This window comes from Halodesulfovibrio sp., assembly GCF_015482765.1.
Lineage (GTDB): Bacteria > Desulfobacterota > Desulfovibrionia > Desulfovibrionales > Desulfovibrionaceae > Halodesulfovibrio.
In genome coordinates this window covers 1-17,197 of the sequence record NZ_JADMLB010000050.1, presented here as the reverse complement: position 1 = coordinate 17,197, position 17,197 = coordinate 1, and the positions used below count along the sequence as shown (strand labels likewise).

Annotated in this window: 9 protein-coding genes; 8 read left to right on the top strand and 1 reads right to left on the bottom strand. The window is 43.7% G+C overall.

Going from position 1 to position 17,197, the window contains the following annotated elements; genetic code table 11:
- The first annotated feature begins 192 nt into the window (after positions 1 to 192).
- The 8 genes from QZY95_RS07595 to QZY95_RS07560 all read left to right on the top strand — a co-directional run bounded on the left by QZY95_RS07595 (position 193) and on the right by QZY95_RS07560 (position 15,771).
- Entirely contained in the window at positions 193 to 909 is a 717-nt protein-coding gene (locus QZY95_RS07595) for a response regulator (RefSeq protein WP_290921554.1), read from the top strand.
- A 233-nt stretch (positions 910 to 1,142) separates the two neighbouring features.
- Positions 1,143 to 1,445 carry a helix-turn-helix domain-containing protein gene (locus QZY95_RS07590; RefSeq protein ID WP_290921551.1) on the top strand — a complete coding sequence of 101 codons (303 nt, stop codon included), beginning with the start codon at positions 1,143 to 1,145 and terminating at the stop codon, positions 1,443 to 1,445.
- Positions 1,446 to 1,456: 11 nt separating this feature from the next.
- Complete coding sequence (locus tag QZY95_RS07585; protein ID WP_290921547.1) at positions 1,457 to 1,849, top strand: hypothetical protein; 393 nt, start codon at positions 1,457 to 1,459, stop codon at positions 1,847 to 1,849.
- 330 nt (positions 1,850 to 2,179) lie between these two features.
- On the top strand, positions 2,180 to 2,953 hold the full coding sequence (locus tag QZY95_RS07580; protein WP_290921544.1) for a hypothetical protein: 774 nt from the start codon (positions 2,180 to 2,182) through the stop codon (positions 2,951 to 2,953).
- 19 nt (positions 2,954 to 2,972) lie between these two features.
- A complete protein-coding gene (locus QZY95_RS07575) occupies positions 2,973 to 3,752 on the top strand; it encodes a GGDEF domain-containing protein (protein WP_290921541.1) in 780 nt (259 codons plus the stop codon).
- 251 nt (positions 3,753 to 4,003) lie between these two features.
- On the top strand, positions 4,004 to 6,916 hold the full coding sequence (locus QZY95_RS07570) for an insulinase family protein (protein ID WP_290921537.1): 2,913 nt from the start codon (positions 4,004 to 4,006) through the stop codon (positions 6,914 to 6,916).
- Between the two features lie 88 nt (positions 6,917 to 7,004).
- Positions 7,005 to 7,442: a transcriptional repressor gene (locus tag QZY95_RS07565; protein WP_290921534.1), complete on the top strand. Its 438-nt coding sequence runs from the start codon at positions 7,005 to 7,007 to the stop codon at positions 7,440 to 7,442.
- Positions 7,443 to 7,809: 367 nt separating this feature from the next.
- On the top strand, positions 7,810 to 15,771 hold the full coding sequence (locus QZY95_RS07560) for a VCBS domain-containing protein (protein WP_290921532.1): 7,962 nt from the start codon (positions 7,810 to 7,812) through the stop codon (positions 15,769 to 15,771).
- A 78-nt stretch (positions 15,772 to 15,849) separates the two neighbouring features.
- Here the strand turns inward: QZY95_RS07560 and QZY95_RS07555 are convergent, their stop codons facing one another.
- Positions 15,850 to 16,833: an ABC transporter ATP-binding protein gene (locus QZY95_RS07555; protein ID WP_290921529.1), complete on the bottom strand. Its 984-nt coding sequence runs from the start codon at positions 16,831 to 16,833 to the stop codon at positions 15,850 to 15,852.
- Positions 16,834 to 17,197 lie beyond the last annotated feature (364 nt).

The following is a 17,197-nucleotide window of genomic DNA, read 5'->3' as shown; positions in this document are numbered from 1 at the left end:
GTTGTATTATGGTGCAAAAAAAAATTATTAGATATTAACGTATTGAATAAAAGAAAAAAATCTGCTTACGTTACGAGCGGGGAAGAATTGCTTGTAAAAAATGGTTGAGATGTTTTTATACGAACCAAAAAGCATATATTTTTTTGTTTAGATAAATGTCTAAATGAATAATAATGATGGAGTAAGATAGTAATGAGTGGTCTACAAGTGCTTGTTGTAGAAGATGATGCTGTCAGTGCGACATTACATAAGGCTATGTTGGAAAGTGAAGGGCATAGTATAGTAGGAGTTGCACGATCTGAAGAGGAAGCAATAGATCTTGCTAGAACAAAATCTCCTGATTTAGTATTAATGGATATTTATCTGGAAGACGGTACATCAGGAGTTCATGCTGCAAAGGATATGTATGCATCGTATTCGTTACCGGTAATTTTCATTACATGCGGCAGTGCTGTTGAGCAGTTGCAGGATCTTGTCGATAGTGATGCCTTTGCATTGATCAAAAAGCCAGTCAGCCTTGAAGAGTTGCGGGTAAACTTGAGTATCGTAATGCGTAGAGCTGCAGAGATCAAAAAGAATAAAGAACGGTTTGCTTGTTACGAAGCTCTGATAGATCTCTTGCCGGTCGCTATGTTTTCAATTCAAAAAGATAGGAGCATCGATTGGTGTAATATGGCATGTGCCAAAGCGTTACAGTATGATTCTCCACACGCATTGCGTGAACGGTGTTCAGTGATCGATGACATGCTTGCCGAGGGGGATGAGACTTTGCTTTATGCCCAGTCAGAAACACGTTTTACTCAGGCTATGTATACCTCCAAGAGAGAGGTGGTCTTTAAAACGCTCTATAAAATAGAGCGAAACTCGTTAACTGCGCATGGAGATTGCTGTTTCTTTGTGCTTGAGTAGTCAGGTAGCGGTGAGTGTTTGAAAGTCGATAATTATGCCCTGGATCATGATATTGTTTTGTGGAGTGTTTTAAAAAATGCACAGGTTGTGTACAGTGGTGTAGATGTGTGCAAAGTTGACATCAGTTGATTGAAGGTGGTAATATTCACGACAATCCACTAAAAATCGACAGCAAGGTGTTCTGATAGGCAGAAGTACCTTGTGTCGCGTTGTAATCGCATTTGGTATGAACATTGAGTATTGGCATAAAGCATACGTACACACTTGGTGAGGCAGCAGAGCTTCTCAGCTGTCATAAAGAAACCATTCGCAGAGCGATTAAAGACGGTAGCCTGCAAGCTGCAAAGCTTGGCCGTGGCTACAGGGTCTCTCGTGTTGATCTTGAAGCTTTTTGGCAAGCTCAGGGGGGCGGTGTGTTGTTCGAAAAGGTTGAATCCATCGAACAGCAGGTTCTAGAGCCGGAACCAGAGCCGGAACCGGTAGACGAAAAGCCTAAAAAACCGCGGGGGCCGGAACAGCTGACGTTACCCACCTAAGGAGGTTCGGGATGACTGTGCTTTCTGAATCCAATGGCATGAGAACATTTATGCTGCCTAATGACATAGGCGCTGATCTGGAATTTACAGGAGTGTTGTGCTCTGAAAATTCTTACCATGATCATGAGGCAGGAACTATCACAAAGCAGCGGCTTTACCTTACTGACACTAAAGAACAAGTCTATTCCGTCGTTGTCTCTGACGGGGTGAATAAAGATCAGAGAGTTTACAAAATGCGGGTTGAAAAAGATCAATGCCGTATTGATAACGGACTCTTTGATGTTGCCTTGGATATACAGTTGTTAGCTTCTGTTGTCCGCGATCTTTGCGGGCTGGACAGTGCTTCGCATGCAGATGACTTTTTTTCTACCATGGTAGAGACACTGCAAGCTGCGAATGGCTAACACTGTTTTTTCTTTTATGATGTGATGACATGCCTGCAAGGAACGGGCTTGCAGAGGGAATACTGCGTTGCAATGTACAGTGCTGTGTTGTGATTCTCTTTACACTCGCTTTACCCTTTGAGATGGACAATGCTCACGGTACGCTTGTCAGCGAATTACCATTTTCAATATTTTTTTGTAGTGCTGTCAGGCTGAAGGTATGAGGCTTTTGCTGTGAGTAAAAATGCAGGCATGGAACATTTCAAATGTTGCGTTTAGCATATTGCTACGGTATCACTGCAATTATGGTGGGCTGGACGTCTCTATTGTTACAGTGAAAGGTGTAGTTGTATGGCGGAGATTAAACGCGATTTTGATTTGCTCGAGATGCCTGTTGAGGGGCTAGCCGCCTACTGGCTTTCGTTAAAAAAGTTGGTAGGCAATAAACGAAATTTTAAACCGATTCATGAAGAGGCACAGCATACTTCAGAAGAATATATTCGGTATTTACTTGAGATAAGTTTTGGAAACTTTTCTGAAGAAACAATTCGAAAATTAGCTGAAGTTAAGGCTCAGACGATGCTCAGCTCCATGGAGCGAAAGTTTGATTGCATGCGCGTTGCGATACTGGATGTTGCAACCGCAGAAAATCCGCATAGAAGTATCGCTAAATTATATGCTGAATTTCCACAGCCGCCGGTAGCGGGGGATAAAGCTATCCGGTTCGCACAGGAATTGCTTCGGTTGATGCCTGATAAATACAAGGGGCGTGAACGGTTCTTTGACGTTGGGTATCGCGTACCTGATGACAAGCTTATTGTAGCACTGTTGTTTTATGTTTTTTATGCAAGACATGAAGGAAAGGATGCTTGCCAGAGTTTGTTGCCGTTAATTTCTTCTGCGTATTTCAGAGATGCCCTTTCGATGGTGATCGATGGATTTGATGTTCCTTTTGTCCGAAAATGGTTGAAGAAACATAAAGAAGCGCTGCTTCAAGACATTCAGTTCAAATGTTCGATGTCTACAGAGCTATGTATAGGAATAGCCTCGCGTATTGATTACGACGACTTGCATTCAATCGCGAGAGCATACCTGCCTTCCAACGGGGGGACGCAAGGTAGTTAGCTGCTTCTGAGGAGTCAATATGCTGTCCATTATCCAGAAGTTATTTTGTCTGAATGAAGAAAGCCGTTTTCAACGTGCTGCTCAAGCCTTCTTGCTTGGATTGTGTGCTCCACTGGGGTGGCTGGCCATAACTCATGTGTTAAAAATTACCGCTACCGACCCTGTGTATGAAGTGGCGTTGTACTCATACATTACCATAGGCAGTATTCTTGCCATGGTTGGTTTTGCTCTTTGTATCAGTAGAAGCGAAGAACATTTTGCAAAAATGAGCCTGCTTGATCCGCTTACAGAACTCTATAATAGCCGCTATCTGCTCTCGCGCGCTGATCAGGAGTTTTCTGTATTTGAACGCACAGGGCAGACCATGGCGTTGCTGATGGCGGATATAGATCACTTTAAGTATGTGAATGACAGGTTTGGCCATGCTGTTGGAGATGTTGTTTTACAGCAGGTGGCTAAAATTATGCAATCATCAGTGCGAAAAGCAGATATTGTAGCTCGTGTCGGAGGTGAGGAGTTTGCGTTGCTTCTTCCTAACTCGACGACAGAAGGAGCCATGATACTTGCCGAACGCATTCGTGAGAAAATTGAGCATACTCCGATTCTGTTGCCGGACGGAGAGGCTCTCAATGTAAAGATTTCACTTGGCGTTTCTTCGACCGAGGAATTTGTTCCTCAGGTATTTAACGAACTGTACGAAAGTGCAGATAACGCGTTGTATCGAGCCAAACGTGATGGCCGCAACAGAGTTGTTAAGGCTGTTGAAACAGACCCGCTGACGAATGATGTTGCGTGTTAGATTTTGTATGAACTTGCTGTGTAACAGGTGAGTGTTACATGGCAAAGTGGTGGTGGAAAAACGTACTATCATAAGCCGGTGCAGTGTTGTACCGGCTTCTTGATTTGTGGAAAACAGTACAAATGTTGATTCAGATTCAAAATGTATTGGACGGCAGACACGCCTGTCTATATCTTATTGTATCATAAAGAGTACTGCTCTCTGCAGGCAGGCAGAGACGAGAGAGAAAAAAGGATATTCCGGAGGAAGAAATGACAGAACAGTTCGGCTTTGAACTTGTTGATGAACAGCGCGTTGAAGAGTTGGCAACTACTGCCCGTCTGTGGAAACACAGCAAAACTGGTGCGCAGGTGCTGTCCATGAATAATGCCGATGAGAACAAGGTGTTTGGCGTATCCTTCAGGACTCCACCTTCAGACTCAACAGGTGTTGCGCATATTCTGGAGCACTCCGTACTATGCGGATCAGAAAAATTCCCTGTAAAAGAGCCATTTGTAGAATTATTGAAAGGCTCATTACAAACGTTTTTGAACGCGTTTACCTATCCGGATAAAACTTGTTATCCTGTGGCTTCTACGAACCTTCAGGATTTCTATAACTTAATTGATGTGTATCTTGATGCTGCATTTTTCCCGTTGATTAATGAGCATATTTTTCAGCAGGAAGGCTGGCATTACAATGTAGAAAAGGCTGAAGACCCGTTAACCTACCGTGGCGTTGTGTATAACGAAATGCGTGGTGTCTACAGTTCTCCGGACAGCGTGCTGCATGAGCGTTCTCAGCAGTCCTTGTTCCCGGATATGACATACGGTCTTGATTCTGGTGGTAATCCGGATGTTATCCCGCAGCTTACCTACGAACAGTTTAAGAATTTCCACGAAACATACTACCATCCTTCTAATGGTCGTTTCTTCTTCTGGGGAGACGATGATGAAGCGAAGCGTCTTGAAAAGCTTTCCGGCACGCTGGAACGTTTCTCTGCGCTTGAGGTAGATTCGGAAGTTCCACTTCAGGAAGAATTTGAACGTCCGGTTGCATTGCTTGAAGGGTATGCTGCCGGCCCTGCAACAAGCGAACATCAGGGACGCGCTATGTTCACTGTGAACTGGCTGCTTCCTGAAACCGCTGAGGCGGAGCTGAATCTTGCATTCCAGATGCTTGAACAGATTCTTATCGGCATGCCTGCTTCTCCTCTTCGAAAGGCGCTTATCGAATCTGGTCTTGGTGAAGATATTGCTGGAGTCGGACTCGAGAATGAGTTGCGCCAGATGTACTTCTCTACTGGTCTTACCGGTATTAAATCCGAAAATGCTGACGTTGTGGAAGCGTTGATCTTTGACACCCTTAATGGGCTTGTGAAAGACGGAATCGATAAGGAGTACATTGAGGCGGCTGTAAACAGCATTGAGTTTGGCCTGCGTGAAAATAACTCCGGTCGTTTTCCTGTCGGACTATCAGTAATGGTTCGTTCTTTAACGACATGGCTTTATGATGCTGATCCATTAGCGCTTATTGCTTTTGATGAACCAATGAAATTCATCAAAGATCGCCTCGCGAATGGAGACCGTCTGTTCGAAGATTTGATTAGCGCGTTCCTCGTTGGTAACAACCATCGTACTACGGTTCTTCTCGTGCCGGACGAAGATCTGCAGGAAGAACGTCAGAAAAGAGTTGAAGCTAAGCTTGCAAATATTCGTGAAGAAATGAGCGAAGAAGATGTTGCAGCAGTAGTTGAGAACACAGCACTGTTACGAAAAATGCAGCAGACACCGGACAGCGAAGAAGCTGTAGCGAGCATTCCGCGTCTTACCATCGATGACATTCCTAAAGAAAACAAAACAATTCCTCAGCAGGAAGCAAAACATTCAGATATCACTGTGTATACACACGAGCTGGATACAAACGGTGTTGTGTATGCTTCCGCTGCTTTTGATATTGCCGGTGTTGATGCCGCATTGCTTCCGTATGTTCCATTGTTGGGCAGATGCTTAACAGAGGTTGGAACTGACTCATTGAATTTTGTTGAGTTAGGAATGCGCATTGCTGCTAAGACGGGTGGTATCAGTGCAGATTTGATGACGGCAACAACTCTTGGTGAACGTAATCCGCTCGCTAAACTTGTGCTGCACGGTAAATCTACAGAAGATAAAGTTTCTGACTTGTTTGAGCTGTTCCAGACAATTGTTCTGGATACAAATCTCGACAACAAAGAGCGTTTCCGCTCTATCGTTCTTGAAGAAAAAGCACGAGTTGAGCAAGGCGTTGTTCCTTCCGGCCACATGATCGTTATGTCTCATCTTCGTGGTTGTTTTGATGTGGCAGGTTGGGTTTCTGAGCAGGCAGGTGGTATCAGCTATCTTGGGTTCTTACGCAAGCTTGCTGATCGTGTCGCCGGGGACTGGGATTCTGTGCTTGCTGACTTGGAAAAAGTCCGCGCAGCGATTTTGAAAAAATCTGAGACGTTATTGTCTGTAACTGCCGAAGCAAGCGGTTTGGCTGTGACTGATGCGCATGTAAAACGATTTGTTGATGCGTTACCGGAGCGCTCCACTCCTTCTGTGATCTGGCAGCCTGAGTTTGTAACTTCCAATGAAGCATTTCTTATTCCTGCACAGGTTAACTATGTGGGTAAGGGTGCAGATCTTTACGCTTTGGGCTACAAATACCATGGCTCTGCAAATGTTATTTTTAAACACTTGCGTATGGGCTGGTTATGGGATCAGGTTCGTGTTCAAGGTGGTGCTTATGGCGCATTCGCGGCGTTCGATCGCAGTACTGGCGTTCTGGCACAGGTTTCATATCGTGACCCGAATCTGGAAAATACGCTGAAAGCATTTGACGGATCTGCTGAGTATCTTCAGAAGTTAAAGCTTGGTAAGGCAGAGTTGGAAAAAGCTATCATCGGTGCCATTGGCGATCTTGATACACATATGCTGCCGGACGCAAAAGGTTCTGCAGCAGTAACACGCAAGATGCTTGGTGATACAGAAGAGTTACGTCAGCAGATGCGTGATGAAATTCTGTCAACAACTCTTGATCACTTCCACTCATTTGCAGATGTTCTGCATGCCGCGGCAAAATCAGGACATGTTTGCGTGTTGGGTGGCAATGGAGTTCGCGAAGCAGCTGAATCTAATGGCTGGAATCTTCGCGAAATTTTATAGAGTGTATACTTTTGAGTAAGCTTGCTTGCGATTTGTGTTGAGTAAGTATATTGTCCGGTATCATTTGTGAAACACAAGCCGAGGACGTATGAAAGAGCCAATTCAAGTCTTTGCAGACTATATTGCAAAGAATAACCTGAAGGTTACTCCGCAGCGTATGCTGATTGTAGAAGTGTTTTTAAAAGACGAAGGACACTTAACTACAGAAGAGTTGTACGAACGAGTTAAAAAAGCCGACCCGTCTGTGGGGCAGGCAACCGTGTACAGAACCATGAAGCTACTTTGTGATTCTGGTATTGCCAAAGAAGTTCACTTTGGTGACGGTGTTGCTCGTTATGAGCAAAGTTACGGCAGTAAGCATCATGATCATTTGATCTGTGAGCGGTGCGGAAAGAATCTGGAAGTTATTGATGACCAGATTGAACGCCTCCAGGACGAACTGGCTGCTAAGCACGGGTTTGTTCTGACAAGTCACAGAATGTACCTTTATGGTGTGTGTAGTGATTGCCGATCAAACAAGTCGTAAGTAATATAAGATGATAGATGCAAAGAAGCGGAGGGATTTTTCCTCCGCTTCTTTTTTTGTCTGAGAATATGTGACAAGAGGTGTTAACAAAAAATTACATTTTTTATTTAGATAGTAGATTTGAGATAATAAGATGTAACTAATTAAAAAACATGAATAAAAATAAATAAAAACGTATTTTCATGTATAGCGTACCGTAAATATAGAGAAAAAAACTATTGAAAAATAGATAATCTAATGTTCTTAATTAGTTTCATTCAATATGTTCTTAATGATAACAACGTCACAACTGTTTTTTTAAACATCCTTAGAGGTTGAAGCTTGGGGAAGCTCCGATCTCATTCGCATTTCCCATAGGGGGGGAATCATGGTTGCACAAATAGATAATGATAAAAATGTTCAAGTGTTGAATAAACCTTCCGCTGGCGAAGTGCGCGAGGTTGTTGTTGGTTCTGAATTGGATGTTTCATTCAGCTTTGATTTAGATTCAGTTCAAGCCGCAAAAGATGGTGATGACCTTATTTTAACATTTGAAGATAAGGCTACCTTAAAAATTTTAGGCTTCGCGGACAGCGAACAGCCTGTAGAAGTTGTACTTGATGACGGTACCGTTCTTCCTGCTGATGCAATCATGGATGCCATCGGTGAAGACGGATTTATTGATACAGCCGCCGGTACAGCCTCTTCTTCTCCTCAGGGCTCCGGCTCTTCAAGTCTTAACGGTTTCGGTTCTGTCTACTCAGGTATTGATGGAGTTGAAATCTCTCATTCATTAGACACACCTACCACCGAAGGATCGGGTCTGGATGACCTGAATGGAGTAGAAAATACTCCTGTAGATGCCATTGATGATTTGGCTGATGTTTCTGCTTTAGAACTTACTGCAATTCAGGATGGAGCTGCGAACCCAGTTGTCTCCGGTAATGTTTTAGCAAACGATATTGATCCGGATGGCGATACACTGACTGTGACTGGATCAACTTCTAATGCGCAGTACGGTTCATTTACGTTAGCTTCTGATGGTACTTGGACCTACACCTTAGATAATACTAATCCCGAAGTTGTTGGACTTGGAGAGGGTGACTCTCGTACGGAAACCATCACGTATACTGTTTCAGATGGAAAGAGTTCTGATACTGCAACGCTAACAGTTACAATTAATGGAACCAACGATCTTCCTGTCTTCGAAAGCGGCCTTACCGGCGGCGTGAAAGAAGATGTGACCACCACTGAAGCGGGGGTGCCGAATCAGCTCGTGGCCGAAGGACAGATTGTCACCAGTGACCTTGATACCGGTGAAGTAGCCGGCCATGTCTTCAGCTTCGCAGACGCAGAAGACGGCGCTGGTCAGTACGGCACCTTGACTCTCGGGGGAGACGGCCACTGGAAGTACGTAGCGGATAACGCAGGCGTGCAGGGTCTCGGGAAAGACGACTCAGTTGTTGAGAGCTTCCATGTGAAGGTAGATGACGGTCATGGCGGCGTAGTTACTCAAGATATTGTAGTTACAATACATGGTACTAATGATGCGCCCAAAGTGTCAGTTGCAACTCTTACCGTTGGTGATAATTCAGTTGAGTTTGCTGAGGATGACGCCATTTCTGCAACTGTTGTGGAACATGGCTTTGATGCGGCTTCTACCTCACCGGGAACAGAGGGAGGGGACGGTGAGCCAATAGATCCAGATTCCATTAATAACTCAAAAGAAGTTGGCAATGATATCGCTTCTGGTACTGTCAAATTTTCAGATGATGATAACGACGCGAAAGGAAATGGTGAAGGTGCCGAGGCAACCGGATCTGAGCTTACTTATTCAGTTTCAAGCAGTTTATCAGAACAAGGGCAGTCAAATTCTAGTGATGTATTATCTTCTAAGGACGGAGCAACTGAACTTTTAGTTGAGGGTAAATATGGAACTCTTCACTATAATACAGAGAATGGTACCTGGAGGTACGAGTTAGATGATAACGACCCAGATACTCAGGCGCTAGATTTTAATGATACTCCTGGTCAGGATAAGTTTATTATCTCTGCCTCTGATAAACATGATGGAGTAGATTCTAAAGAAATTATTATTAATGTTGAAGGAAGCTTTGATCCCGTAGAGTATACTCTTACTTATGGAGAGGAAACAGCCTCTTCAAATCGGGCAGGATGGCATAATGCTGTGGGGTATACTGTTACGTATGCTGACGGTACTTCTTCCTCACATGTTGCTTGGAGTGATGCTCATAGAAGCGTGAATGAGGAAGGTGGCGTTGCTAAGTTCATTATTACAAAACCATATACCGACATAGAGTTTTTTGTAATTCCGCAGGGTGCAAAATTTCTAAATTCAGATTCAAAAATTATTGTTGAAAACGGTATACTTAAATACGCCGTTCCAGATGGTTCTGAACCTAGTGGTTTTTCTTGGGTAACTTCTCCGATTAAGGCAGGTGGCAATGTTAATGGCCACATTGCAGAACGCGTGCACACTAAGGTGGGCGAAGGACTCCCAGGTGAAGGTGAGTACGACTTTGAAGACTATGTTGCTGGTGAGAGTACAAGTGCTTCAAACTATGGCGATGTAAATTTTTCTGTTTCTGCGAAACCTCTTATAGAAACTGACTACAATTCTGACGGGAGCGTTAAATTTACAATTACTGGTCACGAGCAGCGAGATGAACTTCATGGTACTGATTACGATGATGATATTCATGGTGGGGCTGGTGATGATGTTATTGTAGGAAATGGTGGAGTCAATCACCTTACAGGTGGAGACGGTAGTGATACCTTTATAGGCGGAGAGGGTGAAGATACTTTCCATGGTGATGCTCTAGATTGGGTTTCTTATCAGAATTCAACGGAAGGTGTTACTGTTGATTTAAGTGGGCAGCTTGAAAATACAGGTGACGCTTCCAATGATACCTTCCATAGTATTAACAACCTGAAGGGCTCAAATTTCAACGATATTCTCCTTGGCAATGCTAACAGTAACCACTTTGAAGGCGGTGCGGGCAATGATGTTCTTAAAGGAGCGGATGGTTCGGACGACCTTAAAGGCGGTACAGGCAATGACTTCATAGAAGGTGGTGACGGTCTTGACACGCTTGAAGGTGGTGCTGGTAATGACATAATTTTCGGTGGCACATCGAAAGGGACAGATTCTGAGCTTGATCAAGCCTTGAGTGATTTGGCTTCGGCGTCAAATAGAGACCAAGTAAAAGCTGTTGGCGATGATCTTTTTAGTTATGGCCAAGACAACGTGAGCGGTCAAGAAGATGGTAAAGATGTAATTACCTCAGGTCGTGGCAATGACGTTGTTTTTGGTGGGCGTGGTGATGATGAGATCTCAACAGGTGATGGAATTGATTACATACGAGCTGGCTTTGGAGATGATGTCATTGATGCAGGTTCTGGTGATGACATTATATACGGCAGGCAAGATGATGACACCATAAATGCAGGTGCAGGTAATGATTTAATAGACGGTGGAGCTGGTTATGATTCTGCGGTCTATGTTGGTAATGGTAGTGGGAGTGATATAACTTACACACATAATTCAGGGAAAAAAGCTACGGTTATCGATACGTTTGGAGATACAGACACCCTGAAAGATGTTGAACAACTTATTGGTTCTGACCAAAACGACATATTAAATATTGCTGGTGATGGTCCTTTTACTGTGACCATCCATCATCGTGACGATGGTGTAGAGTCTGCTACTATAACAGATGGAAATAAGGTAACGCTTATTTCTGCTCTAGATTTTGAGACAATAAAATTTACTGAATCAACAGATGTAAATGTGATTGGTGAAGCAAATGCATCTGGAATAAAAATTGAGACCGCTGACGATTTGTCTGTAAAGGTAAATGTTGAAGCACACCAGAATAGCCGGTTGGAAATTGAAACAGGAAGTCAAGTAGATCATATAGATCTTACAGCCCAAGGGTCTGATCCCTCAGCGCATGTAGAAATTAACGCTGGAGAAGGTGATGACTTCATTTATGCAGGTAAGGCGGTTGAGGATATTGATGGAGAAGGTGGAACCGATACTGTTAATTACTCTGCATCAGACTCTGCTGTAACTGTCGATTTAGCCGATGCCAATAACGATGGAAGTGCTGATGATGCCGGAGAAGGTGGAACCGCTAGTGGTGATACATATTCCGGCGTCGAAAACATTACAGGAAGTTCTCATTCAGATGTTCTGAAAGGGGATGACGGAGCTAATGTTCTTATTGGTGGAGATGAAGTTTCAGATCAAACTGAAGGACCACTTCCTGCTGAGTCGTTCTCTGACTTTACTTCAGCCAAAGGTATTAACTCTTCTTCAGAAAACGGATCTGAGAATAGCAAGGTAAACCTTAACGGGTGGACTACAGAGTCTTCTCTTGAAGTTTGGCATGATGGAGCAGCTGATCCCAATTACTTTATAGAGCTGGATGCGAATACCCATAAAAATGGAAATGAATCGTATGGTGCTAGTGATCTGTCAAAATCTATCGAAACGACAGTTGGAGAAAGCTACACATTAAGCTTTAAGGCCGCGGCTCGAGAATCAGGCGAAGGGATGTATATCAATATTGACGGAGTAGAGTATCAAGTACATCCTGCAGATGCTGTGTTGCATACCAAGAGCGCTAATGTGAAATACTATGATCCATCAGACTGGAATACCTATACAGTATCGTTCACTGCTACAAGCGAATCTACTCGTATCACATTAGGGCAACGCTCAGAGCAAAACCTTGACGGTAAAAATTTACATGAAGGGATTTTGGTTGATGACATCGCAGTCTCTGTTTCAGCAGGTGATAAACTGTACGGGCGTGGTGGTAATGACACGCTAAGTGGTGGAGACGGGGATGACTTCCTAGAAGGCGGCGCAGGACACGATACTCTTTGGGGGGGAGATGGCTTTGATACAGCATCTTATGCAGGAGATAATGGTGGAGAAGGTGTAACCTATACTACCAATGTTGATGGAAGTGCTTTGGCAAATGGTGGGGACGCGGTAAACGAAAGTATTGATGGTGTTGAGCACGTTATTGGTTCTAAGCACGACGATACACTTAACGTCACTGGTGATGGTGACTATATTGTTACCCTTTCAATAGTTGATGGCGTTGAGCACGCTGTTGTTACAACTGCACTTGGTGAACATGTCATTACAACAACTGATTTTGAAAACATTCACTTTACAGAATCTTCAAATGTGAAGGTCGTTGGACTTGATAATGCGCAAAATATTCATATTTCAACTGCAAACGATAAGCCTGTCGAAGTTGAAGTTGAAGCACATCAGAATAGTCGGTTGGAAATTGAAACAGGAAGTCAAGCAGATCATATAGATCTTACAGCCCAAGGATCTGATCAGTCAGCTCATGTAAAAATTGAAGCTGGAGAAGGTGATGACTTCATTTATGCAGGTAAGGCGGTAGAGGATATCGATGGAGAAGGTGGAACCGATACCGTTGACTACTCGACTTCTGATTCTGCTGTAACTGTGGATTTGACCGATGCCGATCTGGATGGAAGTGCTGATGTTACCGGAGAAGGTGGAACCGCTGCCGGTGATACCTACTCAGATGTTGAAAATATTGTTGGTAGCAGTCATGCAGATACGTTAACTGGTGACGGTCAGAATAATATTATTCGTGGTGGTTCTCCGGACGACTCTAACTCAAATTTGATTATAGATGGTAGCTTTAGCTCATTGGGTGAAGAGTTCTCGTCAGGCCATTGGGCAAATGTTGGCGGTGGAATTACTTGGACGCATCAAACTCCAACAAATCCAGAGGAGAATCCAGCTTGGAGATCAAGCTCCGAGATTGAGTTGTGGAGACAAGGTAGTGGAGAGGATACGAACTACTTCGTTGAAGTTGATTACAACCGTAGTTTGGATACTGTTTCTCAGACTGTGACTGATGTGCAAAGCGGTTCCTATCTCCTTACGTTCAAAGCAGCTGCACGTAATAACTCTCATGTAGCAGGCAATGAGCAATTGTTAGTTACCGTTGTAATTGATGGTGTTGCTCAGACTCATACCGTAACTCCAGAAAGTATTAATGATGGCTGGCAGAACTTCTCTATTAAGGTAGATGTTTCTGATGATTCTAATATTGCAGACCACACAGTAAGTGTTGAGTTCTCAGAAGCCGCAAGCCAAAATAATAGCTACGGCATCTTACTTGATGATGTTGCGCTCAAGTCAGTTGATGACACCATCCATGGCGGTGGCGGGAATGATACTGTCTTCGGCGAAGGTGGGCACGATCAGCTTTATGGAGAAGGTGGTAATGACCTCCTTATTGGCGGTGAAGGTGATGACCTCCTCATTGGAGGGGCAGGTGAAGATCATCTGATCGGCGGTTCAGCTACAATTTCAGAAGGAAATGTAAGTCTCGGAACTGATACAGGCATAGATACCGTCAGTTATGAAAATTCTGCCAGTGCTGTGAACGTTGATTTGAATCTCACAACAAAACAAGTTGACTTTACTAAAGCTGCAGGCGGGGATGCTGTTGGTGACATCCTGAATGGTATTGAAAATGTTCTTGGTAGTGCACACAACGATGTCCTTGTTGGCAATGAGCAGGCTAACGTAATTGTTGGTGGATTAGGATCGGATATTATCAATGGGCATGACGGTAACGACGTGCTGTATGGAGATATGACACCACATTCTTCAGTTGTTGGTGACGCGAATCAAGAGCTTATTGTTGATGGCGGGTTTGATCGCTTTGGTGATTACCCTGAACATGCATCCGGCTCCGGTTGGACTCATGTAACTATCCCTGAAGGCGAAGCATGGAGCTCAGCTAATGGTATTGCAGAGCCTTTCCACCAGCATGATAATAACTTTGTAGAAATAGATGTTGCTGGCTCTATGGACTCTCTTAGCCAGACTATCTCGACCGTTGAAGGTTCAGAGTATATTTTGACCTTTAGAGCTGTCGCAAGAGATAATGCTGGTGTAGAGGCTGATGAGCACTTGGTTGTTCGAATTGGAGATGAAGAGCATATTTTCACACCAGGAAAGGGCGATACTGACAACGGTTGGCAAGAATATACATTGCGCTTTACAGCTAAAGAAGGTGACGAAACTACTTTGACATTTACTGAAGATGCCGATCAGAGTGGTAGCCATAATGGTATATTCTTAGATGATGTATCAGTTAAAGCTGTAAATGATGTTCTAGATGGCGGTAAAGGTCATGATCAGTTATTTGGCCAGGAAGGGCACGACGTGTTGACTGGTGGTGCTGGTGCCGATTTGATTGATGGTGGTGTGGGCTCTGACACTGCTAAGTATGAGCTTTCTGACGCCGCTGTGACTATAAATCTTGCTGACCATACAGCATCTGGAGGGCATGCAGCTGGTGATGTTTTACATAGTATCGAGAACATCACAGGTAGTGCTCACAATGACTCCCTAACCGGCGATGCTAACTCCAATATTCTAGAAGGACTTGGTGGTGCCGATACAATCAATGGCGATAAGGGAAATGATATTATTTATGGCGGGGATGAAGTTGCTACAACTCTTGTAAGCCAAAACTTCACATCAGATAATCAAAGAGGCTGGAGCTTCGACGGTGATGTTGATGGACATGCTGATGGGTTTGTGAATGTGGGCAGAACATTGCTGCACGATGGAAAAGTCTCTTACTCTTCGCCTAAAGAGATGATTGAACCTGAGAGTGAATATATTCTTCGTTTTGATGTGAGAAATGAAGATGGTGGTAATGATGGACTTCATGTTGGGGTAGAGGGTGTTGATTATCTTGTCCCGAAAGGGGCAGGTGACGGACACTGGGAAAGTCATGCTCTTACCTTTAACGGCCATGATAACACACTAAATTTGGATTTCTTACATAATTTCGATGTTATGGGCGGCGTTCCCTGTGATGGTATAGATTTAGATAACATCTCAGTAGTAAAGGTGGATGATAATATTGACGGTGGCGCCGGTAATGACATTTTGAATGGTGGCAGTGGAAACGATATTTTAAATGGTGGAACAGGCGCAGATGTTTTTATGTTCACAGCTAATGATTTTGAAAATCCTGGTGAAATTACGGTGATCAAAGATTTTAGTTTTGATGAGCATGATAGCTTAGATTTTAGTGAAGTATTGAATGACGATGTTACTATTTCTCTAGATGGAACTGAGGCGCTTGCTACATCATATAATCAGGCTGAGCATACAGCGATTGTGAACCTGTCAGTGGATAATGGCGCAACCTCTCATACTTTGATGTTCCAAAATATAACGAGTGATGATGAATTTGCTAATCTTGTTAATCATGTAGAGCAGATGATTAAAGCAGGGGCATAATTTTGTGCCAAAAAGCCCCGCAGTAAACTGCGGGGCTTTTTTTATTGTAGTAGCGTTGTTGCAACCAGCTTGGAAAGGTTACTCGTAGAGCCAACAACGGACTTCTCGTGAGCCGTTTGGAGAGAATAAGGGAGGCTCGGTTAGCTTACATTTATCAAAAACATGTTTGCATCGTTCGTGAAAACGGCAGCCTGTGGGCTGGGCATAGAGTGGTGCAACAACCCCGGGGATAGTTTCCAGCAGACCTTTGTGAAGTGGTGTACCTTTTTTGGGAATGGTCGGAATTGATTTCATTAAACCTTGAGTATACGGGTGCAACGGCTTTTCGAATAGTTCTGTTGTACTTGCCTGCTCAACAACACGCCCACCGTACATGACAAGCACGTCATCGGCATTCTCTGCCACAACTCCAAGGTCGTGTGTAATTAACAACAGAGCTGTTCCTGTGTCTTCTGCAAGTTTATGCATCAGATCGAGGATTTGCCCTTGTATGGTTACATCAAGAGCTGTTGTCGGCTCATCTGCTATGATGAGTTGTGGAGAGCAGGCCAACGCCATTGCAATAACGACACGTTGCCGCATTCCCCCACTTAATTGATGGGGGAATTCTTTTGCCCTTTGTGCAGGTGAAGGTATTCCGACCTGATGGAGTAATTCAATTGCACGATCTAAAGCTTGCTTTTTGCCAAGTCCATCATGCAGGCGAACTACCTCAGCAATCTGTTCACCGATTTTGAAAACAGGATTCAACGACGTCATTGGTTCCTGAAAGATCATCGAAATTGCATTGCCTCGAATTTGTTGCATTTCCTTTTCCGAAAGGGGCAACAAATTTTTTCCTTCAAATAAAATTTTACCCTGCGTGATTTTGCCCGGAGGGGATGGGATGAGCCGCATAATAGAGAGAGAGGTGACACTTTTCCCGCAGCCTGATTCACCTACAATACTTAAAGATTGCCCAGCATTGAGTGAAAAACTTACATCGTCTACTGCTGTAAGTCTTCCATGAGCAGAGGTGTCAAAAACCGTTGTCAGCCCTTGAACGGAAAGCAAAGGAGGCATAGCGTTTCCTGTGATCTAGATGTTGATGAATAACCAATGACTTGACTCAACTGTGCAGCGTATTAGATACAGTGTAGCAGCTGTAATTGTATCAGAAAATTGAGATAGCTCACAGTTTTTGTGTAAGCAACCCAGTATTACTACAGCTAAGAATACGGGTGGAATGTTGCTGGGGCAAGGAGTCTTTCTTCGCCGTTGCATTCGTTTATTTGATGGTGTGTTTTCAGGAAATAGCGTTGATATTTTACATGAGTACACACTGTGGTTGAAAATAATTTTCAATTACATTCTCAATGTCCTTGACAATCATTTTCAATTTGACTACTCACTAGTCATACGTTTTGGAGGGTCACATATGCCATGT

Bases quoted from the DNA above. Each gene is read 5' to 3' on its own strand.
- QZY95_RS07595 (WP_290921554.1), top strand. From the start codon at position 193: ATGAGTGGTCTACAAGTGCTTGTTGTAGAAGATGATGCTGTCAGTGCG.
- QZY95_RS07585 (WP_290921547.1), top strand. From the start codon at position 1,457: ATGACTGTGCTTTCTGAATCCAATGGCATGAGAACATTTATGCTGCCT.
- QZY95_RS07580 (WP_290921544.1), top strand. From the start codon at position 2,180: ATGGCGGAGATTAAACGCGATTTTGATTTGCTCGAGATGCCTGTTGAG.
- QZY95_RS07575 (WP_290921541.1), top strand. From the start codon at position 2,973: ATGCTGTCCATTATCCAGAAGTTATTTTGTCTGAATGAAGAAAGCCGT.
- QZY95_RS07570 (WP_290921537.1), top strand. From the start codon at position 4,004: ATGACAGAACAGTTCGGCTTTGAACTTGTTGATGAACAGCGCGTTGAA.
- QZY95_RS07565 (WP_290921534.1), top strand. From the start codon at position 7,005: ATGAAAGAGCCAATTCAAGTCTTTGCAGACTATATTGCAAAGAATAAC.
- QZY95_RS07560 (WP_290921532.1), top strand. From the start codon at position 7,810: ATGGTTGCACAAATAGATAATGATAAAAATGTTCAAGTGTTGAATAAA.
- QZY95_RS07555 (WP_290921529.1), bottom strand. From the start codon at position 16,833: ATGCCTCCTTTGCTTTCCGTTCAAGGGCTGACAACGGTTTTTGACACC.